This window comes from Bradyrhizobium sp. NAS80.1 (assembly GCF_001908205.1).
Lineage (GTDB): Bacteria > Pseudomonadota > Alphaproteobacteria > Rhizobiales > Xanthobacteraceae > Bradyrhizobium.
This window is the reverse complement of record NZ_LGHL01000128.1, coordinates 52272-73772: the sequence shown is the minus strand read 5'-3', so window position 1 is coordinate 73772 and position 21501 is coordinate 52272. Positions and strand designations below refer to the sequence as shown.

20 protein-coding genes are annotated in these 21501 nt (G+C 64.2%); 4 read left to right on the top strand and 16 right to left on the bottom strand.

Translation table 11 applies throughout. The features are described from left to right. Positions 1 to 9 precede the first annotated feature (9 nt). The 11 genes from pstB to AC629_RS27540 all read right to left on the bottom strand — a co-directional run bounded on the left by pstB (position 10) and on the right by AC629_RS27540 (position 10386). Positions 10 to 831, bottom strand: coding sequence for a phosphate ABC transporter ATP-binding protein PstB (gene pstB, locus AC629_RS27590; protein WP_084808052.1), 822 nt, complete (start codon positions 829 to 831; stop codon positions 10 to 12). Beyond that, a complete protein-coding gene (gene pstA / locus AC629_RS27585; RefSeq protein ID WP_084808051.1) occupies positions 828 to 1673 on the bottom strand; it encodes a phosphate ABC transporter permease PstA in 846 nt (281 codons plus the stop codon). The genes pstB and pstA overlap by 4 nt, the downstream gene beginning before the upstream one ends. Position 1674: 1 nt before the next feature. Then, the gene (pstC, locus tag AC629_RS27580) at positions 1675 to 2664 is read right to left on the bottom strand and encodes a phosphate ABC transporter permease subunit PstC (RefSeq protein ID WP_084808050.1); all 990 of its coding nucleotides are present in this window, start codon (positions 2662 to 2664) and stop codon (positions 1675 to 1677) included. 128 nt (positions 2665 to 2792) lie between these two features. Next, on the bottom strand, positions 2793 to 3806 hold the full coding sequence (gene pstS, locus AC629_RS27575; RefSeq protein ID WP_084808107.1) for a phosphate ABC transporter substrate-binding protein PstS: 1014 nt from the start codon (positions 3804 to 3806) through the stop codon (positions 2793 to 2795). A 144-nt stretch (positions 3807 to 3950) separates the two neighbouring features. Continuing rightward, positions 3951 to 5249 carry an ATP-binding protein gene (locus AC629_RS27570; RefSeq protein WP_084808049.1) on the bottom strand — a complete coding sequence of 433 codons (1299 nt, stop codon included), beginning with the start codon at positions 5247 to 5249 and terminating at the stop codon, positions 3951 to 3953. Positions 5250 to 5281: 32 nt separating this feature from the next. Continuing rightward, entirely contained in the window at positions 5282 to 6337 is a 1056-nt protein-coding gene (locus AC629_RS27565; RefSeq protein ID WP_084808048.1) for a lysylphosphatidylglycerol synthase domain-containing protein, read from the bottom strand. Positions 6338 to 6812: 475 nt separating this feature from the next. Next, on the bottom strand, positions 6813 to 7040 hold the full coding sequence (locus AC629_RS27560) for an Rdx family protein (RefSeq protein ID WP_084808047.1): 228 nt from the start codon (positions 7038 to 7040) through the stop codon (positions 6813 to 6815). Positions 7041 to 7051: 11 nt separating this feature from the next. Further along, positions 7052 to 7984, bottom strand: coding sequence for a haloalkane dehalogenase (locus tag AC629_RS27555; protein ID WP_084808046.1), 933 nt, complete (start codon positions 7982 to 7984; stop codon positions 7052 to 7054). Beyond that, the gene (locus AC629_RS27550) at positions 7981 to 8571 is read right to left on the bottom strand and encodes a TetR/AcrR family transcriptional regulator (protein WP_084808045.1); all 591 of its coding nucleotides are present in this window, start codon (positions 8569 to 8571) and stop codon (positions 7981 to 7983) included. Before AC629_RS27550 ends, AC629_RS27555 begins: the two co-directional genes overlap by 4 nt. Before the next feature lie 121 nt (positions 8572 to 8692). After that, positions 8693 to 8989: a hypothetical protein gene (locus tag AC629_RS27545; protein WP_084808044.1), complete on the bottom strand. Its 297-nt coding sequence runs from the start codon at positions 8987 to 8989 to the stop codon at positions 8693 to 8695. 2 nt (positions 8990 to 8991) lie between these two features. After that, a complete protein-coding gene (locus AC629_RS27540) occupies positions 8992 to 10386 on the bottom strand; it encodes an OmpA family protein (protein WP_084808043.1) in 1395 nt (464 codons plus the stop codon). Positions 10387 to 10550: 164 nt separating this feature from the next. Here AC629_RS27540 and AC629_RS27535 point away from each other — a divergent pair, with 164 nt between their 5' ends. Continuing rightward, positions 10551 to 11609, top strand: a complete 1059-nt coding sequence (locus AC629_RS27535) for a polysaccharide deacetylase family protein (RefSeq protein WP_084808042.1) — start codon at positions 10551 to 10553, stop codon at positions 11607 to 11609. 105 nt (positions 11610 to 11714) lie between these two features. After that, on the top strand, positions 11715 to 12524 hold the full coding sequence (locus AC629_RS27530; RefSeq protein ID WP_084808041.1) for an SDR family oxidoreductase: 810 nt from the start codon (positions 11715 to 11717) through the stop codon (positions 12522 to 12524). Between the two features lie 206 nt (positions 12525 to 12730). On the opposite strand, the gene boxB is transcribed toward AC629_RS27530, so the two are convergent. The 4 genes from boxB to AC629_RS27510 form a co-directional block, all read right to left on the bottom strand. Further along, the gene (boxB, locus tag AC629_RS27525; protein WP_084808040.1) at positions 12731 to 14182 is read right to left on the bottom strand and encodes a benzoyl-CoA 2,3-epoxidase subunit BoxB; all 1452 of its coding nucleotides are present in this window, start codon (positions 14180 to 14182) and stop codon (positions 12731 to 12733) included. Between the two features lie 148 nt (positions 14183 to 14330). Further along, positions 14331 to 16019 (bottom strand): 2,3-epoxybenzoyl-CoA dihydrolase, encoded by a 1689-nt coding sequence (gene boxC / locus AC629_RS27520; RefSeq protein ID WP_084808039.1) that lies wholly within the window; start codon positions 16017 to 16019, stop codon positions 14331 to 14333. A gap of 231 nt (positions 16020 to 16250) precedes the next feature. Beyond that, positions 16251 to 17066 (bottom strand): alpha/beta fold hydrolase, encoded by an 816-nt coding sequence (locus AC629_RS27515; RefSeq protein ID WP_143199483.1) that lies wholly within the window; start codon positions 17064 to 17066, stop codon positions 16251 to 16253. A gap of 304 nt (positions 17067 to 17370) precedes the next feature. Beyond that, a complete protein-coding gene (locus tag AC629_RS27510; protein ID WP_084808037.1) occupies positions 17371 to 18912 on the bottom strand; it encodes a benzoate-CoA ligase family protein in 1542 nt (513 codons plus the stop codon). A gap of 136 nt (positions 18913 to 19048) precedes the next feature. Between AC629_RS27510 and AC629_RS27505 the strand changes: the two genes are divergently transcribed. Beyond that, positions 19049 to 19957 (top strand): helix-turn-helix transcriptional regulator, encoded by a 909-nt coding sequence (locus AC629_RS27505; RefSeq protein ID WP_084808036.1) that lies wholly within the window; start codon positions 19049 to 19051, stop codon positions 19955 to 19957. Between the two features lie 141 nt (positions 19958 to 20098). Continuing rightward, on the top strand, positions 20099 to 20491 hold the full coding sequence (locus tag AC629_RS27500; protein WP_084808035.1) for a group II truncated hemoglobin: 393 nt from the start codon (positions 20099 to 20101) through the stop codon (positions 20489 to 20491). A gap of 14 nt (positions 20492 to 20505) precedes the next feature. Here AC629_RS27500 and AC629_RS27495 read toward each other — a convergent pair whose 3' ends face one another. Next, a complete protein-coding gene (locus AC629_RS27495; protein ID WP_084808034.1) occupies positions 20506 to 21411 on the bottom strand; it encodes a LysR family transcriptional regulator in 906 nt (301 codons plus the stop codon). Positions 21412 to 21501: the final 90 nt, after the last annotated feature.

The window sequence follows — 21501 nt, the reverse complement described above, 5'->3', positions numbered from 1 at the left end:
CCTGTCTCCTCAGCCGAACCGGCCGGTGATGTAATCCTGCGTGCGCCGGTCGGTCGGCGACGTGAAGATCCTGCTGGTGTCGTCGAACTCGATCAGTTCGCCGAGATACATGAAGGCGGTCTTGTCGGAGACGCGGGCCGCCTGCTGCATGTTGTGGGTGACGATCGCGATCGTGTAGCTCTCGGACAGCTCCTGGATCAGCTCCTCGACCTTGGCGGTCGAGATCGGATCGAGCGCCGAGCAGGGCTCGTCGAACAGGATCACCTCGGGCCGCACCGCGACGGTGCGCGCGATGCAGAGACGCTGCTGCTGGCCGCCGGAGAGCGACAGGCCGGAAGCATTGAGCTTGTCCTTGACCTCGTTCCACAGCGCGCCGCCGCGCAGCGCCTTCTCGACGCGGTCGTCCATCTCGGACTTCGAGATCTTCTCATAGAGACGGATGCCGAAGGCGATATTCTCGTAGATCGTCATCGGGAACGGCGTCGGCTTCTGGAACACCATGCCGACGCGGGCGCGCAGCAAATTGAGGTCCAGCTTGGGGTCGAGGATGTTGGTCTGGTCGAGCATGAGCTGCCCGGTGACGCGCTGACCCGGATAGAGGTCGTACATCCGGTTGAAGATGCGCAGCAGGGTCGACTTGCCGCAGCCCGACGGGCCGATGAACGCCGTGACGCGGTTGGTGCCGAGCGTCAGGTTGATGTTCTTCAGCGCCTGGTGCTCGCCGTAATAGAAGTTGAGGTTGCGCGCCGTCACCTTGGCAGGCGCTTCCGGCAGCGGCTGCTGTGACGCCAGGTGACCGTTGGAACTCACGGATACGGACAGGTCGGTCATTTTGCGGTCCTCTCGGCGCCAAGAATGCGAGCGCCAATGTTCAGGGCAAGCACGGTGAGCGTGATCAGCAGCGCGCCGCTCCAGGCGAGCTGCTTCCAGTAGGCGTAGGGACTCTGCACGAAGTTGTTGATGGTGACCGGCAGGTTCGCCATCGTCTTGTTCAGGCTGAGGCTGAAGAACTGGTTCGACAGCGCCGTGAACAGCAGCGGCGCGGTTTCACCGGCGACGCGGGCAGTTGCGAGCAGCACGCCGGTGATGAGACCGGAGCGCGCGGCACGATAAGCGATGCGCTTGATCACCAGCGAGCGCGGCAGGCCGAGCGCGGAGGCTGCTTCACGCAGCGCGTTCGGCACCAGCAGCAGCATGTCCTCGGTCGTGCGCAGCACCACCGGGATCACGATGACGGCGAGAGCGAGCGCGCCTGCGATCGCCGAGAAGCCACGCATCGGCACCACCACCGCGCCATAGATGAAGAGGCCGATGATGATCGAGGGCGCCGAGAGCAGGATGTCGTTGATGAAGCGGATCACCGAGGTCAGCTTGTCGTTGCGGCCGTACTCGGCGAGATAGGTACCGGCGAACAGACCCAGCGGCGCGCCGATGCCGACGCCGAGCACGGTCATGATCAGCGAGCCGACGATGGCGTTGAGCAGGCCGCCCTCGGTCGATCCCGGCGGCGGCGTGTTCTCGGTGAAGAGCTGGAGATTGAGTCCGGTCAAGCCGTTGTAGAGCAGCGTGATCAGGATCAGCGCAAGCCAGGTGACGCCGAAGGCGGCGGCGGCGAAGCAAAGGCCGCGGATGGCGATGTCCTTGCGGCGGCGGCGTGCATAGATCGGGTTCATGTTACTTCCCCGCCTTCTTTTCGAGACGCAGCAGCATCAGCCGCGCGGCTGCGAGCACAATGAACGTCAGCACGAACAGCAGGAGGCCGAGCAGGATCAGACCGGACTGATGCAGGCCGTCGCTCTCGGCGAACTCGCTGGCGATCGCCGCCGAGATCGTGGTGCCCGGGGCAAAGATCGATGACGAGATGCGGAACGAGTTGCCGATGATGAAGGTCACCGCCATGGTCTCGCCGAGCGCACGGCCCAGCGCCAGCATGACGCCACCGATGATGCCGACGCGGGTGTAGGGGATGACGACGCTGCGGACGACTTCCCAAGTGGTGCAGCCGACGCCGTAGGCGGCCTCCTTCAGAACCGGCGGCACCGTCTTGAACACGTCGACCGAGATCGAGGTGATGAAGGGCAGCACCATGATCGCGAGGATCAGCGCGGCGTTGAACAGGCTGAGATAGGACGGCGGGCCGGCGAAGATCGCCCCAAGTACGGGAACGCCGTCGAAGATCTTGATCATGAAGGGCTGGAAGGTGTTGGCCAGGAACGGGCCGAGCACGAAGAAGCCCCACATGCCGTAGATGATCGAGGGAATGCCGGCGAGCAGCTCGACCGCCATGCCGATCGGACGGCGCAGCCATTGCGGGCAGAGCTCGGTGAGGAAGATCGCAATGCCGAGGCCGACAGGAATGGCGATCAGCATCGCAATGAAGGAGGTAACGAGCGTGCCGTACATCGGTCCGAGCGCACCGAGCACGGGCGGATCCGCCGACGGTGCCCAGCGCTGCGTCCACAGGAACGGCAGGCCGTATTCTTTCATCGCCGGGTAGGCGCCGACGATCAACGAAACGATGATGCCGCCAAGGATCAGCAGCACGGAGATCGCACTCAACCGCGTGATCCAATAGAAGGTGAGGTCACCGAGCTTGAACGCGCTCAAAGCCTTGGCGCGATCATACGGTCCGGCGGCGTCAACTACATTGCTCTCAACAGCCATCTCAGCCACGCCGATCCCCTGCACCCGATTATATACGCTTATTGTCGGTTCGGCGCTCCGGATCGGCGGATGCCGATCCGGAGCGGAAGTCTTGCAGATCCCGGCGCGATGTCCGGGACGAGAGCGCCTTAGCTCTTGATCTCGGCAGCCCAGGTCTTCTCGATCAGCTGGACGACGCTGTCCGGCATCGGGATGTAGTCGAGCTCTTCAGCCGCCTTGCCGCCGTTCTTGAAGGCCCAGCGGAAGAACTTGATGGCTTCCTGCGAGGCCGCCTTGTCGGTGGCTTCCTTGTGCATCAGGATGAAGGTCGCCGCGGTGATCGGCCAGGACTTGTCGCCGGGCTGGTCGGTCAGGATGACGTAGTAGCCGGGAGCCTTGGCCCAGTCGGCGTTGGAAGCAGCCGCCTGGAAGGCTTCGACCGTCGGCTGAACCGTCTTGCCGGCCTTGTTGACGAGGCCGGTGTAGGTCAGCTTGTTCTGCTTGGCGTAGGCGTACTCGACGTAACCGATCGAGTTCTTGGTCTGGCTGATGTTGCCCGACACGCCTTCGTTGCCCTTGGCGCCGACGCCAACCGGCCACTCGACGGCGGTACCCTCACCGACCTTGCTCTTCCAGTCCGCGCTGGCCTTGGAGAGGTAATTGGTGAAGTTGAAGGTGGTGCCCGAACCGTCCGACCGGCGAACCACGGTGATCGCGTCCGACGGCAGCTTCACGTTCGGATTGAGCTTCTTGATCGCGGCGTCGTCCCACTTGGTGATCTTGCCGAGATAGATGTTGGCCAGCGTCTCGCCGTCGAACACCATCTCGCCGGGCTTCACGCCCTCGATGTTGACGACCGAAACGATAGCGCCCATCACCATCGGCCACTGGACGAGACCGTCCTTCTCGAGCTGCTCGGCCTTGAGCGGCGCATCGCTGGCGCCGAAGGTCACGGTCTTGGCCTGGATCTGCTTGATGCCGCCGCCCGAGCCGATCGACTGGTAGTTCAGGCCGTTGCCGGTCTCCTTCTTGTAGGCGTCAGCCCACTTCGAATAAATCGGGAACGGGAACGTCGCACCGGCACCGGTGATGTCGGCAGCAAAGGCTGCCGTCGCCGATGCGGCGACCAAGCCAGCAGCGACGATAGTTTTGATGAAATTCATGCTGGTCTCCATACAGGGGAGCGAAGCACCATCCGCGCCCGATCGCGCTCCCCGCGCCGCCCCTTTAGGAGCGGCCGGCTGTGCTTTTACGAAGGTTTCGTGACAGTCGGATGACGCCACCAAGCGATTGAAATCGCTTGATTTTCAGGCGGCGCCGGGAGCCCGGGTCTGGGGAAAACAGGCGGTAAAAGTGGCGCCCTGCCTGGGCACGCTTTCGATCAAAAGCCGGCCGCGATGGCGGTTAAGAATATGTTTCACCAGCGATAAACCGAGCCCCGTCCCGCCCTGCGAGCGGCTGTCGCCGACGTCAACCCGGTAGAAGCGCTCGGTCAGCCGCGGCAGATGCTCCGGCGCGATGCCGGGGCCGAAATCCCGGACCATGACCCGGATTTCCTGAGCTCCATCGGTGGCGGGGCTGGAAGTCAACGACACGATGACGCGTCCGCCCGATGCTCCGTATTTGAGGGCGTTCTCGATCAAGTTCTCGAACAGCCGGAGCAATTCCTCGCGATCGCCCGCGATCATCACCGGCGGCTCCGGCAGATCGATCTCGACCTCGACCTGGCGCTCGCGCGCCAGCGGCTCAAGCCCGTCGGCGACCTGGCGGATGATCGGCAGGAGGTCGACCAGAGTGTCGGGCCGCACATGGGCGGACAGCTCGACCCGCGAAAGCGAGAGCAGGTCGTCAATCAGCCGCGCCATGCGGGTGGCCTGGTTGTGCATGATGCCGAGGAAGCGCTCGCGCGCCTTGGGGTCGTCCTTGGCCTGCCCCTGGAGCGTGTCGATGAAGCCCGACAGCGCGGCGAGCGGCGTGCGCAGTTCGTGGCTGGCATTGGCGACGAAGTCGGCCCGCATTTCCTCGACCCGGCGCAGCGGCGTCTGGTCGTGGAAGGTCATCAGCATGCATTTATCGGCGCCGCCGAAGGTGGTCGGGACCGGCACCGGCGTGATCATGAGCTCCATCCAGCGATCGACCGGGACATGATCGAGATAGGTCGCGCGTCGTGGCTCGGTGGTCGCGATCGACTCGCGCAACGCCGTGATGATCTCCGGCGAACGCAGCGCGAACTGGGCGAGCTCGCTCTTGCGCAGCGCCGGCGCGAGCTGGGCTGCGGCGGCATTGAGGTGGATGACCCGGCCGGCGCGGTCGAGCAGCACCGCCGGATCCGGCATGCCGGCGACGACCGCGGCGACCGCCGCGCTCTCGACCGGATTGATGCGGCGGGTGTCGTCGCGTGAGGCGGCGGTATCGTGCAGCCGCCAGGGGATCAGCGCCGCGGCCGCGATACAGAGGAACACCGTCGCCGCATGCATCACCGATAATTCGCCGAGCGAGACCACCACCGACAGCGCCAGCGCCGCAGCGATCAGGATAACGGTCGAGTGCCGCAGCCGGTCAGACCACGGCGCGGTGGCGGGAGAGGATGGGGCGTCGATCGCCATTGGGGCGGGCTTCTCCTAAGGGCTTACGCCGGTCAGGCGCCACTATCGCTGCGCTCTCTCACATAGGCGGCTTCAGGCGCCGGGCCGGGGTCGAGCTTGAGCGCCGCCTGCTGCAAGCGCTTCGATCGGGCGCCGATTATAACCTCGCGAAACGTCAGCAAGATTACAGATATGACGAAGGGGGAGAGATAATAGAGGACGCGGAACAGCAGCATGCCACCGAGGAGTTCCTCGCGGTCCATCTGCCAGAGGCCGACCAGCATGGCGGCGTCGAACACGCCGAGCCCTCCGGGAGAGTGGCTGGCAAAGCCGAGCAGCGTCGCCGAGACGAAGATCACCGCGACCACGACGAAGCCGAGATTGGGCTCGTCAGGGACCAGCACGTACATCGCGAGCGCGCAGAAGCCGAGATCGAGGATGCCGATCGCGATCTGGAGCAGCGTCAGCGGCCCGCCCGGCAGCACCACGGTCCAGGGCCCGCGGCCGACCACGCGCGGCTGGGTCCAGACCCAGACCACGTAGGCGACCAGCCCCACGATAATCATCATCGCCATCGCCCGGTTCAGCCAGGGCGGAAGCTGGTCGATCGCAGCGGCGGCTTCCGGATGGTAGGCGATGCCGAGACCTAGCACGGCGGCATTGCCGAGCCAGAAGGTCAGGCCGGCGAGGAAGCAAATCTTTGCAACGTCGATCGCGTTCAGGCCATAGGCCGAATAGATGCGGTAGCGTACCGCGCCGCCGGTGAAAACACTGGCGCCGACGTTGTGCCCGATCGAGTAGCTGGTGAAGGCCGCGAGTGCGTTGATGCGGTAGGGCACGTGGGAGTGGCCGATCGCGCGCACGGCAAACAGATCGTAGAAGGTCAGGGTGAAATATCCGGCGGCGACGAACAGCGCCGCCATCGCGATCTGGCGCGGCTCAGTGCTCTTGATCGCTTCGATCACCTCGTTGAAGTCGATGCCCCGCAGCATGTGGTAGAGCACATAGCAAGCGATGCCGATGACCGCGACGCTGATCACAACTCCAAGCTTATGCAGGATTTGCTTCTGGCGCAGAAACGACATCGCCCTGCGTATGGCTTCCAGCATCTAGACCTCAAACAACGCTTTAGCGGCCGGGGTGGCCGGCGAACAGGCGGACGACGCACAGGCACTCGATGAACCTCGCCGCCGGCTCCAGCATCGCACCTACCCCCCTGCCCTTCCACTAGCGCGTTTTCGGGCGGAGTGGAATTCGCCAATTCGAACAAAAACACGTGCCTTCAATATTTTAGACAGGGCTGCGGGCTCCGGATGGACGGTTTGACGCTTGCGGCGGCGGGACTGACGCGAATCTCCTTGGCAATCCTGCGCAGGGGCCATGAAGTTTTGATGATTTCAACCGCGCAATGTTCCTTCACGGATTAAGCCGACGTCAATCTATGGCGCGCGCCGGCCCGTTGAAAGAGGGGGCTAGCGGAGCGCTTGTTCAGGTTTTCGATGCGCCGAAAGGCCGCGGCGCCGGGACGCCTCAAAGAGCGGTCAGGTAGCCGCGGCCGCGGGCACCGACGAAGCCTCCCGGCGGTCAATGGCGCGCAGCGGTTACGGCGGCCACGATTTCGTCGGTGGCAGGAAAATGGCCCTTGCTGCGGCTGGCGACAATCTGGTCGCCAAGCTTGACTTGGAAGATGCCGCCTGTGCCCGGCACGAGATCAGACTCGATGGCGAGTTGCTGGTGGAGCGCCGCGGCAGCATCCTTTGCACGCTTCTCGTAGCCGCACGGTCGGCAATAGATGATCGTTACCTCAGACATCAGGCTCTCCTTCAGGCCGCAAGCTGCGGGCTCACAGCTTCGATGCCGGCGATCCAGCCGGCTACGGAGCGGCCGATCGCCTCGGGATGATCCTCCTGGAGAAAGTGCAGCCCGGATCCGAGGCGAACGAGCGCGCAGTGCTTCAGCGAGGCTGCGAACTGCTCGGCAAATTCGGGGGAGACAAGCGCACCCGGCTCGCCCGTGAAGAGCAGCTTGGGATAGGACGATGCAGCGAGAGCCGCGTGCGCTGACTGCAGGGCTTGGTAGACATCCGCGGGCTCGCCTGCGATCGGCAGTTCGCGGGGAAGAGCAAGAACGGGACGGCGGCTCTCGGGCGTCGGGAACGGCGCGCGATAGGGCTCCATCTCTTCGTCGCGCAGCTTGCGCGCGATGCCCCCTGGCAGCACGCGTTCGACGAACGCATTCGCCTCGAGGATCATCGCCTCGCCCTCGCCCGGCGTCCTGAATTTTCGGAACACGGCCCTCGCCGCCTCGGCGTGATCCTGCTCCTCCGGGACATCGGTGTGGTGGAAGTCTTGCCAGGTCGGCATCGGCCGGATGAACTCCATGAAGGCGAGGCCCTTCACGAAATCCGGCCGGCGCGCCGCAAGGTGAAACGCCAGCGCCGTGCCCCAGTCCTGCGCCACGAGATAGGCCGAGGAGATGCCGAGCTCATCAATCAGCGCGTCGAGATAGCGGACGTGATCAAAGAAGCGGTAGGCGATATCGGGCTTGGCGGATTGGCCGAAGCCGATCAGATCGGGCGCGATGCAATGCGCCACCGGCGCGACCAGTGGCAGGATGTTGCGCCAGATGTGCGACGAGGTGGGGTTGCCGTGCAGGAACAGCGCGACCGGCGCATCCTGCGCATCCGTTTCGCGATAAGCCATGCTGCTTCCCAGCACGGACGCTTTGCGAATCTCGATCTCGATGGACTTGCTCATGTCGGCTCCCTGAACACGGTTTGGAATGCGATGGTCTTGAAACGTTCGAGCGCTTTTGGATTGCGATCGACCTTCATCCGCAGGATCGCGCCCTGCCAGGATGCGAGCAGGAAATCGGCAAGCTCTTCGGGCTCGAAATCGGATGAGATTTCGGCGCGCGCCTGGGCTTCCGCAATGCAGGCCGCAAACGGCACACGCCATTCGGCAAAAATTTCAGCGAGGCGCTTGCGCAGCATTTCGCTGCTTCCGGTCGCCTCGAGGCTGAGGTCGCCGATCAGGCAGCCGCGGCCAAAGCCGTCGGCTTCCAGCCTGCCGGTGATGATGTCGAGATAGCGCCGCAGCCTCGCCCGCGGCGTCAGCGAGCTGTCCTCCAGCGCCTCCGCGACCAATCCCCGGGTAACGTCGAAGTAGCGGTCGAGCACCTCGGAGGCAAACGCCTCCTTGGAGCGGAAATGGTTGGTGAAAGATCCCTGCGGCGCGCCCGCTGCAGTGGTGACGTCGCGCACGCTGGTGCCGTGATAGCCGGTGCGAAACATGACCTTCAGGCCGGCGTCGAGGATGGCGTCTTTGAGCGAGGGCTTTGGCATGAGCGCCAAAATACGTACGTACGTATTATTGTCAAGCGCCGTCGTACCATTCGACAATATTCTTGCCAATCAAACCGTTACCGATGTCCCGTTGAGGCCCGCCTCCGAGCGAGCCGACGCCTCAGCCCGCCGGCGAGCTCCGCGAAACCACGCGGTCGCGCAGCCACGCGCCGATGGTGCAGCCGACGAGGTAGCAGGCGAACATGATCAGCCCGAGGTCGAGCCAGTAGCCGAAGCGGCCGGGGACCACCTGCGCGAACGAGGCCGCGACCAGGGCGGCGGCGAACACGGCGAGCCAGCGCGCGGTCACCTTCGAGGTGCCGTTGCCGCGCTGGACCACCGAGATCCAACCCATGCAAAAGCCCAGCAGCAAAGAGCCGACCAGCCAACCCAGATGGAACGAAACGAGATAGGGCATCGTCACCTCACCAGAAATTCGATGCGACGGTTCTGCGCCTTGCCATCGTCGGTGTCGTTGCCGGCGACGGGCTGCGTGCTGCCATAGCCGACCGCGGTGAAGCGGGTGGCGGGCAGACCGGCCTTGACCAGATAGTCGATTACCGCCTGCGCGCGTTTCTCCGAGAGAGCCTGATTGAAGGCGTCCTCACCGTCGGAATCTGTGTGGCCGGCGATCTCGATATTCGTCGTGGGGCAGCGCAGCGCCGTCTCGATGAGATGGTCGAGGATTCCTGCGGAATCCGGATCGATGTCGGCACGCTTCGGCGCGAAGCGGATCTTGCCCTTGGTCAGGAGCTCGGAAAACAATTGCTGGCAGACGGTGCCGTCGACCGGGCCCGCCGCGGGCTTCACCGTGATCTCCGGCTTGAACTGCCAGTATTTTGGAAAGTCCTTGCCCAGGCCTGCGCGGATGTCGTTGGCGGCGCCTTCATAGAGCGCATCGCCCGACAGCTTCACCTCACGATCCGAGACCACGAGCGTGCCGGTCGACAATCGCGACAGCGCGCCGAGCGCTGCGACCACGGCGGTGTTGAAGGAGCTGGGCGCGCCGATGCTGGCCTTGAGATTGTCGACGATCTTCTCATTGAAGAACTTTCGCGACGCGCTGGCTACGATCGCTGAGTGCACGTTGTTGTCGGGCACGTAGCCGGTCAGCGTTACGGTCGCGGCAACCGGATCCTTATAGGCCTGGAAGATGTAGGGCGGCGCCTTGACCTCGTTCGCGGCGATCGAGAAACCCTCGGGCAGGTTTTTGAGCGCAGCCGCAATCGCTTCGCGGCCGCCGAGCTCGCGCGCCATGCCAGACAGGCTGACCTTGGTGTCGGAGATCGTGATCTTGCCCTCCTTCAGCTTGCCGATCTGGTCAAGCAGGAGCATCGCGGCCGCCTCGAAACGCGGCGGCGCGCCGCGCGCCAGCCCCATCTGATCGGCCACCTCGACCCCGGCGACCTCCTTGCGGGCCGCCTCGGTCAGGCGAGCCTTCATCGACGGCAGCGGCGCGGAGCCCGACAGCGTCACCCGCACCACATCACGCTCGGCGTTCCAGACGAAGGGCTTGGCCTCGGGAACAAGGCGGGTGCGGTCATCAACCAGGCGCACGCCGGGGACGGTCTCAACCGCCATCACGGCGTCACGGCGCCCCTCCTCGGAGAAGGCATCGGCGGCGAGGCTGACGTCGCGGCCGTCGACCGCGATCCGGGTCTTGTCCAGGACAGTGTCCTTGAGGGCGGCCGAGCTGCGGGCGGACAGGTCCGCCTCGACCGGCAAGGTATTATTCCAGGCCGCAAATCCCCACATGACGGCCAGGGGGATCAATCCCGGCCACCATTTGCTGGCCCACCTGAAAAGCTTCTGCATTCGACGACCCGAACTCTGGAACCGGAGACAAAACAAACCCTTGGCAGGCTGTCAAACCGGAAATGGCGTCCTTCCGAAGGACCTCCGTGGACAATGGAATAACTTTTTCTTCAAGGGTCCGTCCTTAAGTTGAGGGCGGAATGCCAGGGGTCGGCCCGCCGGAAATGAAACAACTCCGTAACAACGTCATCCGCGCCGGGCTGGGAGCACTCTATTTCAGCGGGGCGCACCACCTCTTGCGTCCGCTTTTGTCCGGCGTGGGCGCAATTTTCATGCTGCATCACGTGCGGCCGGCGCGCGAGGCTGCGTTCCAACCGAATCGGCATCTCGAAGTCACGCCCGACTTCCTGCGCGCGACGCTGTGCCATTTGCGTTCGCGCGACATCGATATTGTCAGCATGGACGAGCTGCAAGAGCGGCTGGCGCAGGGCCGGTTCGCCCGCCGCTTCGCTGCCTTCACCCTCGACGACGGCTATCGCGACAATCTGGAATTCGCGCTGCCGGTACTGCGCGAATTTGACGCGCCCTTGACCGTCTATATCGCCAGCGATTTTGCCGAGGGCACCGGACGGTTGTGGTGGACCGCGCTCGAAGCCGCGATCGCCAAGACCGAACAAATCGACGTGCAGATCGGCAACGCCGCGCTGCGGCTCGATGCGACGACGCCGGCCGCAAAACAGGCGGCGTTCGACCGCCTGCACGACTGGCTGCGCGCGCTGCCCGGCGAGCACGATCTCGAGCGTGAGATCGAGGCTCTCTGCGCCAGACACGACGTCGACATGGCCGCGCTCTGCCGCAGCCTCTGCCTGTCGTGGGACGAGGTGGAGCGGCTGGCCGCCGATCCGCTGGTCACGATCGGCGCCCATTCCATCAGCCATTGCAATCTCGCCAAGCAAAGCGGGGAGATCGCTGCACAGGAGATGACCTTGAGCCGCGCGCGGATCGAGCACGCGCTCGGCCGCACCGTGCAGCATTTTGCCTATCCCTATGGCGACCGCCAGGCCGCGGGCGAACGCGAATTCGCACTCGCTGCATCCGCCGGCTTCAAGACCGCGGTGACGACGCGGCCCGGCATGCTGTTCGCCGAGAACGCCGGCCAACTGACCGCGTTGCCGCGCGTCTCGCTCAACGGCAACTACCAGGACGCCCGCATCCTGCCGGTGTTGACCTCCGGCGCTGCGACGGCGATGTGGAACGGCTTCCGCCGGATCGCTGCGGCTTGATCCATCCGCACAGTCAGGCTCATCCTGACGAGTGCGGAGCTGGCGACGGTTCCTTGACTCACCTCCGCGCCCCGCTCACAACGAGCGCCAATCAAGGGAGGCATCATGTTCAACGATCTGTTCTCGCTCAAAGGCCGCGTCGCGCTCGTGACCGGCGGCTCGCGCGGCATCGGCAAGATGATCGCCGCAGGATTTCTCAGCGCCGGCGCGGCAAAGGTCTACATCACCGCGCGCAAGGCGGGACCGTGCGAGGAGACGGCCAAGGAGCTCTCCGCGCGATATGACGGCGAATGCATCGCGCTGCCGATCGACATCTCGACGTTGGCCGGCGCCGAATTACTGGCAAGCGAATTCAAAAAGCGCGAGCAAAAACTCGACATCCTCGTCAACAATGCCGGTGCGGCCTGGGGCGCGGATTTCGATGAATTTCCGGAGAGCGGCTGGGACAAGGTGATGAACCTCAACGTCAAGGCGCCGTTCTTCCTGACCAAGGCGCTGGCCGCGCCGTTGCGCGCGGCGGCTTCTGCCGAGCGACCGGCGAAGGTGATCAACATCGCCTCGATCGACGGCATCTTCGTCAATCCGATGGAGACCTATTCCTATGCCGCGAGCAAGGCCGGACTGATCCACCTGACCCGGCGCATGGCGGTGAAGCTGATTTCCGACCATGTCGTGGTCACGGCGATTGCGCCAGGCCCGTTCAAGTCCGACATGAACCGCGCCGCGCGCGACCATGGCGACGAGGTCTCAACGCGCGTGCCTGCGGGGCGCATCGGCACCGACGAGGACATGGCGGGCGCCGCGATCTATCTCGCCTCGCGCGCGGGCGATTACGTGGTCGGCGCTACCATCGCGGTGGATGGCGGGATTGTTTATGCCAATCCGGGGATCAAGGGGAGCGGGTGGGATAGCTGAGGACTGCTAACTGTCACGCTGCTTGCGGCGCGGATGCTGCGCTCCCTCGCCCCGCTCTTGCGGGGAGAGGGTTGGGGTGAGGGGCCTCTCTCCCCACGTGCGATCGACGTGAGACCTGTACCCCCTCACCCGGATCGCGCCGGACGATGCTTCGCATCGCCGGGGGCGATCCGACCTCTCCCCGCAAGCGGGAGAGGTGAAGGCGCTTACGACTCGATCTTCACGTACTCGAAGTCACCCGGCTTGTTGTCGATGCCGACCTTCGGCGGCGAGATCCAGGACGCAAACTTGCCGATCTCGGTGACGGGCTGCATCAGCGAGGTGATGAAGTCGCCGTCGCTGGCCGAGGGCAGCCATTCGTCCTTGCGCTTGGCCCAAGTGGCATCGTCGATCAGGATGCCATCGGGCGTCGCATGGACGTCCTTGAATTCGCCGATGTGGCGATGGAAGGCGACGTTCGGCAGCGTCAGCTTGAAGTCGTAGCCCGCGGTCGAGATTACCTTGTTCCAGCGCAGCATGCCCTTCACGCAGTCCTGGCTGTAGTCGTCGCGCAGGCGCATATTGAGCGCGGTGAGCGCCGGCTCGTCGACCAGCTTGATTTCGCCATTGATGAACTTCAGTACCGGATAAGTGGCGTTCTTGAGCTGGTGATCGTCCTCGATCTGGGTCTCATGGTAGCGGCCCTTGATGCCGGCGTTGAAGGCATTCGCCGCATTGGTCGAGACCTCCGAGCCGAACAGGTCGAGCGACAGCGTGTAGTGCAGGTTCAGCTTCTTCTGGATGGTCGGCAGGTCGATCACGCCGAGCGCACGGACCTTGGCGATATCGGTCGGATCGGTGATGCCGGCTTCGCGCATCGCATCGCAGGTGCGCTGCACGACGCGGGTGATGCCGGTCTCACCGACGAACATATGGTGCGCTTCTTCCGTGAGCATGAAGCGGCAGGTGCGCGATAGGGGATCGAAGCCCGACTGCGCCAGCGAGTGCAGCTGCATCTTGCCGTCGCGGTCGGTGAAGTAGGTGAACATGAAGAAGGACAGCCAGTCCGGCGTCGCTTCGTTGAAGGCGCCCAGCATACGCGGCGCATCCGCATCGCCCGAGCGGCGGCGCAACAAATCATCCGCTTCTTCACGACCGTCGCGGCCAAAATACTTCTGGAGCAGGTAGACCATCGCCCAGAGGTGACGACCTTCCTCGACATTGACCTGGAACAGGTTGCGCATGTCGTACAGCGAGGGCGCGGTCTTGCCGAGATGGCGCTGCTGTTCGACCGAAGCCGGCTCGGTGTCGCCCTGGATCACGATCAGGCGGCGCAGCATCGCGCGATGCTCGCCCGGGACTTCCTGCCAGGCCGGCTCGCCATAATGCTCGCCGAACGGCACGACGCGGTTCTCTTCCTGGGGAGCAAGCAGGATGCCCCAGCGATAATCGGGCATCCGCACATAGTCGAACTTGGCCCAGCCGCGCGGATCGACCGAGTAGGCGGTGCGCAAGTACACCAGCGATTCCTGGAAGCCTTCCGGCCCCATGTCGCTCCACCAGTCCATGTAGCCGGGATGCCAGCCTTCGAGCGCCTTCAGCACCTGGCGATCTTCGGCGAGATTCACGTTGTTCGGAATCTTGGTCGAGTAGTCGACGTTCATGATGTTCATGTTCATGGCCGTGCTCCTTGGTCTGTCTCGTGTCCCGGACGCTGCGCAGCGCGAAGCGGTGCGCTGCAGAGCCGGGACCTATTGTCTGGTCCGCCAGGGTCCCGGTTCTGCGCAGCGTCACTTCGTGCCGCAGCGCGCCCGGGACGCGAAACCGTTACACCCGCGTCATATCGAATTTCGGCTTCTGTCCGCTGCCGTAGCGGCGCAGCGCGCCTTCCTCGCCGACTGCGTTCGGGCGCTGGAAGATCCAGTTCTGCCACGCGGTCAGGCGCGCGAAGATTTTTGATTCCATCGTTTCGGGACCGACGAAGCGCAGGCTCGCCTCCATGCCGGTCAGGCTGTCGGGCGAGAAGCTGGCGCGCTCCTCCAGAAATACGCGAACCTCGTCGTCCCAGTCGATGTCGTCGAGCGCGAAGGTGACGAGGCCGAGCTCTTCGGCCTGTTCGGCGTCGAGCGTCGTGCCGACGGTGGCTTCCGCGCGTTCCACGTCGGACGGATCGGCCTGGAAGCGCGACTCCAGCCGCGTCAGCCCATGGCTCATCGGATACGGACCGAAGTTCATCGCCGAGAGTTCGATCGAGGGCGACGGCCGGTTGTCGCCCTGGCGTGTGCCGATCAGCATGTAGGAGCGGTCCGCGGCGAAGACGAGCTCGGCGAGCGTGCCGGCAAAGCAGGAACCCGGCTCAACCAGCGTCACCAGCGTGCGCGAGGTGACGTCGATGCGCTTCAAGACGCGCTTCCAGTAGTGCCTGATTTCGTTGACCAGCCAGTGCGCCTTGTTGGCTTCAAGGAAGGCGTCGCTGGCGAGCACATGGGCGCGATCGCCGTGGCTCTTGAACACCAGCATCGCGATCTCGAGCTCGTTGATACGCAGATGCAGGATGGCGTCGTCGAGCTCGCGCGCGACCTGGAGCGGCCAGAACGAAGGCCCCTGTGCCATCATGCCGTCGATATCAGCGGGCGGCGCAGTTTCCGGCGCCTTGATCGAGATGGTGGCGATCCGCGCGGCACGGTCGATATCGACGCTGACGAAGCCGTAGCGGATGCTGGTCTCGTCGATCACCCGCTTGAGCGGCGAGAGCGTAATGCCCTTGCCGCCGCCCTTGCGCTTCGAGCTGCCGGCGAATTCCTTGGCGCGCTCGGCGATCCTGGCCTCTAACTTCGAGTTCGGCGCGATCTCGTCGACCAGGCGCCACTGCACGGCACGCTTGCCCTTCACGCCCTCTTCGATGGTGCAGAAGAAATCGGCGTGGTCGCGGCGCACCTTGCGCTTGTCGACGACGCGCGTCAGACCCCCGGTGCCCGGCAGCACCGCGAGCAGCGGCACTTCGGGCAAAGCGACAGCAGACGAGCCGTCATCGGCAAGAATGATATGGTCGGTCGCGAGCGCGAGCTCATATCCGCCGCCAGCGGCGGAGCCATTCACCACCGTGATGAAGCGCTGGCCGGAATTCTCCGAAGAATCTTCCATGCCGTTGCGGGTCTCGTTGGTGAACTTGCAGAAGTTGACCTTGTGGGCGTGAGTGGAGCCCGCAAGCATGCGGATGTTGGCGCCGGCGCAGAACACGCGGTTCTTGGCCGAACGCATCAGCACGACCTTCACTTCCGGGTGCTCGAAGCGCAGGCGCTGGATCGCGTCGGCGAGCTCAATGTCGACGCCGAGATCATAGGAATTGAGCTTGAGCAGATAGCCCTCGAACAGGCCGCCATTCTCGTCGACATCCATGGTCAGGGTCGCGACGTCGCCATCGACCGCGAGCTTCCAGTGCCGGTAGCGGGACGGTTCGGTCTGGAAATCGATGAATGTCGCACCGCCTGCGAGGCGCCGATCTTCCCCGGCCATGGGCCACCCTTGAGCTTGATTATGAGGTTTTGGCTGTAGCGTTAGATGCACAATAATGCATCTTTTAGGGTGCGTCTAGTCCATAACGGCCAATGCATGCACTTTGTTTCATGAAACCTATCGAGACCGCGCAATCGCCCCGAGTGCGCCCCAGTCCGCCTTGGAGAGCTGCGGCCACGGAAGCGAGCTGCCCGCATTCGGCGGCACATTCATTGATGTGCCTCCGCTGCTTCACGCGGCGCGTCCCTGGAGTCCCCGATCGTCGCGCAGGGCCGCCTTCGCAAACTGCTCAATCGCGTCAAGCGCCGCCTCCGGCGCTTCACGCTGCGGGGAATGCCCCGCGCCTGAAATGATTTTTAGATCTACCGGACAGTAACACTCTTCCTGCGCAATCTCGACCTGGCGCAGCGTCCCGTATTGGTCGTTTTCACCCTGCAGGACCATGACCGGAACGCGGATGTAGGCGAGATATTCCGAGATGTCCCAGTCGCGGAACGCCGGATCGAGCCAGGCGCCGTTCCAGCCGTAGAAGGCATTGTCGACGTCCTTGTGCCAGCGCGCGAGCTTCGTCTTGAGGTCTGTGGTCTCGTAAGTGGTCTTGATCGCCGCGATGGATTTCACCGAGATATCTTCGACAATGAAATGCGGCGCGATCAGCACTACGCCGTTGAGGCGGTGATCCTGATGCGCGCCGGCATAGATCGTCGCGATCGAAGCGCCATCCGAATGGCCGAGCAAGAGGCCGCGCTTGAAGCCGATCACGTCGAGGATCGTCGGCAGCACGTCCAGCGCTTCCCGCTGCATGTAATCGAGCGGCCGCGGCAGCGTCACCGGGCTCGACTGGCCGTAGCCCGCTCGCGAATAGGCGAAGATCCCGGCGCCCGTCGCCTGCTGAAGCTTTTCCGGCAAGTCGCCCCAGAGGCCAACCGAGCCGAGACCTTCATGCAGCATGACGATGGTCGGCGCATCAGCGGCTTGCGGCGCGAGCCATTTGTACTCGAGGCTGGCGCCACCGATGGTGAGGAAGCCTGTGGGATTGAGGATCATGCTGTTTATTCCTCTTCGTGAAGGAAACGCGTGCCTCCACATGCTCCGTCGTTCCCTCCCCCCTTGTGGGGGAGGGCTAGGGAGGGGGGTGCCACACGGCACGCTCTCTCGATTTGAGCAAACGCAACACGCGATGTGGTGACGATGGAGAGACCGTTTCCTGGGCGACCCCTCTCCCATAGCCGAAGCTTCGCTTCGGCGTTGACTAAAAGGACGGCCGCCGAAGGCGGCCTGTGCCTCCCCCACAAGGGGGGAGGGAGCGCGGCGGAGTTCGCGGTGACAGCACTGCACTGCATGCGCACGGCTAGTTCGCGCCCTCGCGCAGCTTGAACCGCTGGATCTTTCCCGTCGCCGTCTTCGGCAAGGACTCCACCACAGCGATCCAGCGCGGATATTTCCACGGGCCGATCTTCTGCTTGACGTGCTCCTTCAGCATTTCCTGCAGATCCGCCGTTGTCGCGCCAGGGCGCAGCACGACGAAGGCCTTCGGCTTCAGCAACCCTTCCGGATCGGCTTCCGGCACGACGGCAGCTTCGAGCACGGCCGGATGCGTAATCAGCGCGCTCTCGACCTCGAACGGCGAGACCCAGATGCCGGAGACCTTGAACATGTCATCAGCACGGCCGCAGAAGGTATAGCGGCCCTCGGCATCCCTGACATATTTGTCGCCGGTGCGGGTCCACGGTCCCTCGAACGTGCGGCGGCTCTTGTGGCGCTGATTCCAGTAGCCCTCGCCGGCGGACGGAGCATCGACCAGAAGCTCGCCGACCTCGCCGTCAGCCACGTCCTGGCCGGCCTCGTTGACCAGCCGCACCGCGTAGCCCGGCACCGGCTTGCCGGAAGAGCCGTACTTGATGTCGCCGGGCGCGTTCGACAGGAAGATGTGCAAGAGCTCGGTCGAGCCGACGCCATCGAGGATGTCGACACCGAAGCGCGCCTTCCAGCTATTGCCGACGGATTCCGGCAGCGCCTCGCCAGCCGAGGTGCAGATGCGCAAGGACTTGCCGCAGCGCTCGGCCTTCATCGTCTCGTCGTTGAGCATCGCGGCGAACAGCGTCGGCACGCCGTAGAAGATCGACGGATTGAATTTGTTCATCAGGTCGAACATGCGCGCGGGCGTCGGGCGCTCGCTGTTCAGCACCACGGTGGCGCCGACCGACATCGGGAAGGTCAACGCATTGCCGAGGCCATAGGCGAAGAACAGTTTTGCGGCGGAGAGGCAGACGTCGCCTTCGCGGATGCCGAGCACCTGCTTCGCATAAGTGTCCGCGGTTGCCTGCAGGTTCGAATGCAGGTGACGCACGCCCTTGGGCATGCCGGTCGAGCCGGACGAATAGAGCCAGAACGCCGGCTCGTCGGGATGCGTCGCGGCAGTGGTGAACTGGTCGCTCTCGCCTGCGAGCTCCTCGGCGAGCTGCTTGTGGCCATTCTGCTTGGCGCCCGAGACCACGACGTGCTCGAGATCGGGCATGCGGCCGACGACGTCCTTGATGACGGGATAGAGCGCTTCCGACACGAACAGCACGCGCGCGCGGCAGTCGGCGAGGATGTAGGCGTACTGGTCCGCGGTCAGCAGCGTGTTCAACGGCACCGGCACGATGCCCGCGCGGATCGCGCCCAGGAACACGACCGGGAAGTCCACCGTATCGAGCATGATCATCGCCACGCGCTCCTCGCGGCGGACGCCGAGACGGCGCAGCATGTTGGCAGCGCGCCGCGTCTCGCGCGCGAGCTCGCCATAGGTGAGCCGCGAGACGGTGTCGTCGAAGACGAGCTTGTTGCCCCTGCCCTCCTCGACGTTACGGTCGAGCAGCCAGGTCACCGCATTATAGCATCCCTCGCTCACGGACTTCTCCCCCGAATTTTGAATTATAATTCATAGAAAGACACCACCGCGGCTTGCTGTCAATGCCAGCAGGCATTATGTTTCATTAAAATGCGCCGCAGGACAACCGCTAAAGAAGGCCCATGATTTGTAGTCCATGACCGACAGTCCCGACGCCGAATCCCGATTTCTCGAACAGCTCGGCCAGCGTGTGCGCACCATGCGCGCACTGCGCGGCATGTCGCGCAAGGTGCTCGCCAAGGTATCAGGAATTTCGGAGCGCTACATCGCGCAGCTCGAGAGCGGCAAGGGCAATGTCTCCATCGTGCTGTTGCGCCGCGTGTCCGACGCGATGGGCGCGCATCTCGAAGACCTGCTTCCGAGCGCCGATCCGACGCCGGACTGGCAGATGTTTCGCGATCTCCTGCGCAAGGCGACGCCTGCCCAGATCGCACAGGCGAAGGATCTGCTCGCCGGCGGCAGTGCAACCGCATCGCGCCGCGCGCCGTTCTGCGGCATCGCGCTGATCGGCCTGCGCGGCGCCGGCAAATCCACGCTCGGTAAAATTTTGGCGAAGAAGGTCGGCTGGAGCTTCGTCGAGCTCAACAAGGAGGTCGAGCAGCAGAACGGCCTCTCGGTCGCCGAGATCATCGCGCTGTACGGCCAGGAAGGTTTTCGCCGCATGGAGCAGGCTGCGCTGCAGCAGCTGCTCGCCCGCAACGAACTGATGGTGCTGGCGACCGGCGGCGGCATCGTGTCGGAGCCGCTAACCTTCGACCAGATCCTGACGTCGTTCTACACGATCTGGCTGAAGGCCGAGCCCGAGGAGCACATGGCGCGCGTACGCCGCCAGGGCGATCTGCGACCGATGGCCGACGACCGCTCCGCCATGACCGAGCTGCGCAACATCCTCTTGAGCCGCGAGCCCCTGTACTCGCGCGCGACAGCGGTGGTGGATACTGCGGGGCTCAGTGTCGATGCGGCCGCCGCACGTCTCATCGATGCGGTGCGCCCGGTGCTGCAGAACGAGGCCCGCAGCTTTGGGCTGCGCAGCGTGGCGCTGTAGAAAGATTAGACCGCGCGACACCTACACCCACCGCTGTCGTCCCGGACAAGCGAAGCGCAGATCCGGGACGACAGCGGAGGTTTGTGCGCGACCTCCAATGACCATATATCCGAGCGCAGCAGTGAGCCTTGGGCGCAAATCATGACCGACAGTGACGTCGCAATCTCCATGTTCGAGCGGATCGGCGGCAGCGCCACGATCGATCGACTGGTCGATCGCTTCTACGAACGCATGGATACGCTGCCGGAGGCGCAAATCATCCGCGCCATGCATGCCGCCGACCTTGGCCTGATCAGGGACGTGCTGAAGCGCTATCTCACCGAGTGGACCGGCGGCTCGCGACTTTATTCGGTAGAGAAGGGGCATCCGCGGCTGCGCCAGCGACACATCGGCTTTGCCATCGGCGATGCCGAACGCGACGCGTGGCTACTCTGCATGCGCGGTGCGCTGGACGAGACGGTGACTGACGCGGCTGCGCGCCGCGAACTCGACCTGGCACTGTCGCGCCTCGCCGACTGGATGCGCAACCGGTAGCGGCGACGCGGCCTTCACGGACCGACGAGCGTCGGCGAAGCGCGCGCACGTGCCTCCAACTCGTCGAGGAAACACCGCACCTTGGCCGGAACGAACTGCCGGGCCGGCAGCAGCGCATGGACGTTAAGCGGCTCGCAGACGTGGTCCGGCAGCAGCCGCACCAGGAGGCCGGCTTCGACAGCCGCTCTGGTGTAGCTCGCGGTTACGCGCAGCACGCCGTGGCCGGCAAGCGCCGCCTGGAGACGGATATCTGCGTTCGAACTAACGAGCCGCGCCTTTTGCACGTCGAGATGCTCCACGGTCTTCTCAGGCGTCGTGATCGACCAGGGCGCATCGCTCGACCCCGCCAACAAGGGGAATCCAAGCAGGTCCTCCCATGTGCGGGGCTCGCCGAGTTGTTTGAGCAAGGCCGGAGCCGCATACAAGCCGCGCTCCAGCGAGTACACGCGACGGATCACGATCCCGTTCGACGGCAGCGGCGCCTCGACCATCGCGAACACGATGTCGTAGTTCTCGGCGACAGGATTGACGATGTCGTGCTCGACGTCGATGCGGATGGTCAGATCGGGGTAGCGGTTCATCAGGTCGCAGGCGACCGGCCCGGCATGATGTGCGCCGAATTCGTAGGGCGATTTGATGCGCAAGGTGCCGGCGACCACACTGCTCATGGCAAGAGCTTCGCCATGCGTGTCATGCAGGGCGGCGAACAGCGGCCGCACCCGGCGATAAATGATCTCGCCGGCGTCGGTCAGGCGCAGGTGCCGCGTGGTGCGTTCGATCAGCCTGAGGCCGAGATTGCCTTCCAGCCGCTGCACCGCAGCACTAAGACTCGATTTGGGATGGCCGAGTACGCGCGCGGCGGCGCTGAAGCCGCCATGCTCGACAACCTCGCAAAACAGCTCCCAATCACGCCATTCCATGACCAGCGATTGTCCATGCGCCGGTACAGTGTGTCCAGACAAAACGCGTTCTCGGGCGAATGCCCATGATCTAAATTGGATCATCCGGCA

Excerpts from the sequence above, each read along its gene's own strand:
- pstB (WP_084808052.1), bottom strand. The coding sequence starts at position 831 with ATGACCGACCTGTCCGTATCCGTGAGTTCCAACGGTCACCTGGCGTCA.
- pstA (WP_084808051.1), bottom strand. The coding sequence starts at position 1,673 with ATGAACCCGATCTATGCACGCCGCCGCCGCAAGGACATCGCCATCCGC.
- pstC (WP_084808050.1), bottom strand. The coding sequence starts at position 2,664 with ATGGCTGTTGAGAGCAATGTAGTTGACGCCGCCGGACCGTATGATCGC.
- pstS (WP_084808107.1), bottom strand. The coding sequence starts at position 3,806 with ATGAATTTCATCAAAACTATCGTCGCTGCTGGCTTGGTCGCCGCATCG.
- AC629_RS27570 (WP_084808049.1), bottom strand. The coding sequence starts at position 5,249 with ATGGCGATCGACGCCCCATCCTCTCCCGCCACCGCGCCGTGGTCTGAC.
- AC629_RS27565 (WP_084808048.1), bottom strand. The coding sequence starts at position 6,337 with ATGCTGGAAGCCATACGCAGGGCGATGTCGTTTCTGCGCCAGAAGCAA.
- AC629_RS27560 (WP_084808047.1), bottom strand. The coding sequence starts at position 7,040 with ATGTCTGAGGTAACGATCATCTATTGCCGACCGTGCGGCTACGAGAAG.
- AC629_RS27555 (WP_084808046.1), bottom strand. The coding sequence starts at position 7,984 with ATGAGCAAGTCCATCGAGATCGAGATTCGCAAAGCGTCCGTGCTGGGA.
- AC629_RS27550 (WP_084808045.1), bottom strand. The coding sequence starts at position 8,571 with ATGCCAAAGCCCTCGCTCAAAGACGCCATCCTCGACGCCGGCCTGAAG.
- AC629_RS27545 (WP_084808044.1), bottom strand. The coding sequence starts at position 8,989 with ATGCCCTATCTCGTTTCGTTCCATCTGGGTTGGCTGGTCGGCTCTTTG.
- AC629_RS27540 (WP_084808043.1), bottom strand. The coding sequence starts at position 10,386 with ATGCAGAAGCTTTTCAGGTGGGCCAGCAAATGGTGGCCGGGATTGATC.
- AC629_RS27535 (WP_084808042.1), top strand. The coding sequence starts at position 10,551 with ATGAAACAACTCCGTAACAACGTCATCCGCGCCGGGCTGGGAGCACTC.
- AC629_RS27530 (WP_084808041.1), top strand. The coding sequence starts at position 11,715 with ATGTTCAACGATCTGTTCTCGCTCAAAGGCCGCGTCGCGCTCGTGACC.
- boxB (WP_084808040.1), bottom strand. The coding sequence starts at position 14,182 with ATGAACATGAACATCATGAACGTCGACTACTCGACCAAGATTCCGAAC.
- boxC (WP_084808039.1), bottom strand. The coding sequence starts at position 16,019 with ATGGCCGGGGAAGATCGGCGCCTCGCAGGCGGTGCGACATTCATCGAT.
- AC629_RS27515 (WP_143199483.1), bottom strand. The coding sequence starts at position 17,066 with ATGATCCTCAATCCCACAGGCTTCCTCACCATCGGTGGCGCCAGCCTC.
- AC629_RS27505 (WP_084808036.1), top strand. The coding sequence starts at position 19,049 with ATGACCGACAGTCCCGACGCCGAATCCCGATTTCTCGAACAGCTCGGC.
- AC629_RS27500 (WP_084808035.1), top strand. The coding sequence starts at position 20,099 with ATGACCGACAGTGACGTCGCAATCTCCATGTTCGAGCGGATCGGCGGC.
- AC629_RS27495 (WP_084808034.1), bottom strand. The coding sequence starts at position 21,411 with ATGGAATGGCGTGATTGGGAGCTGTTTTGCGAGGTTGTCGAGCATGGC.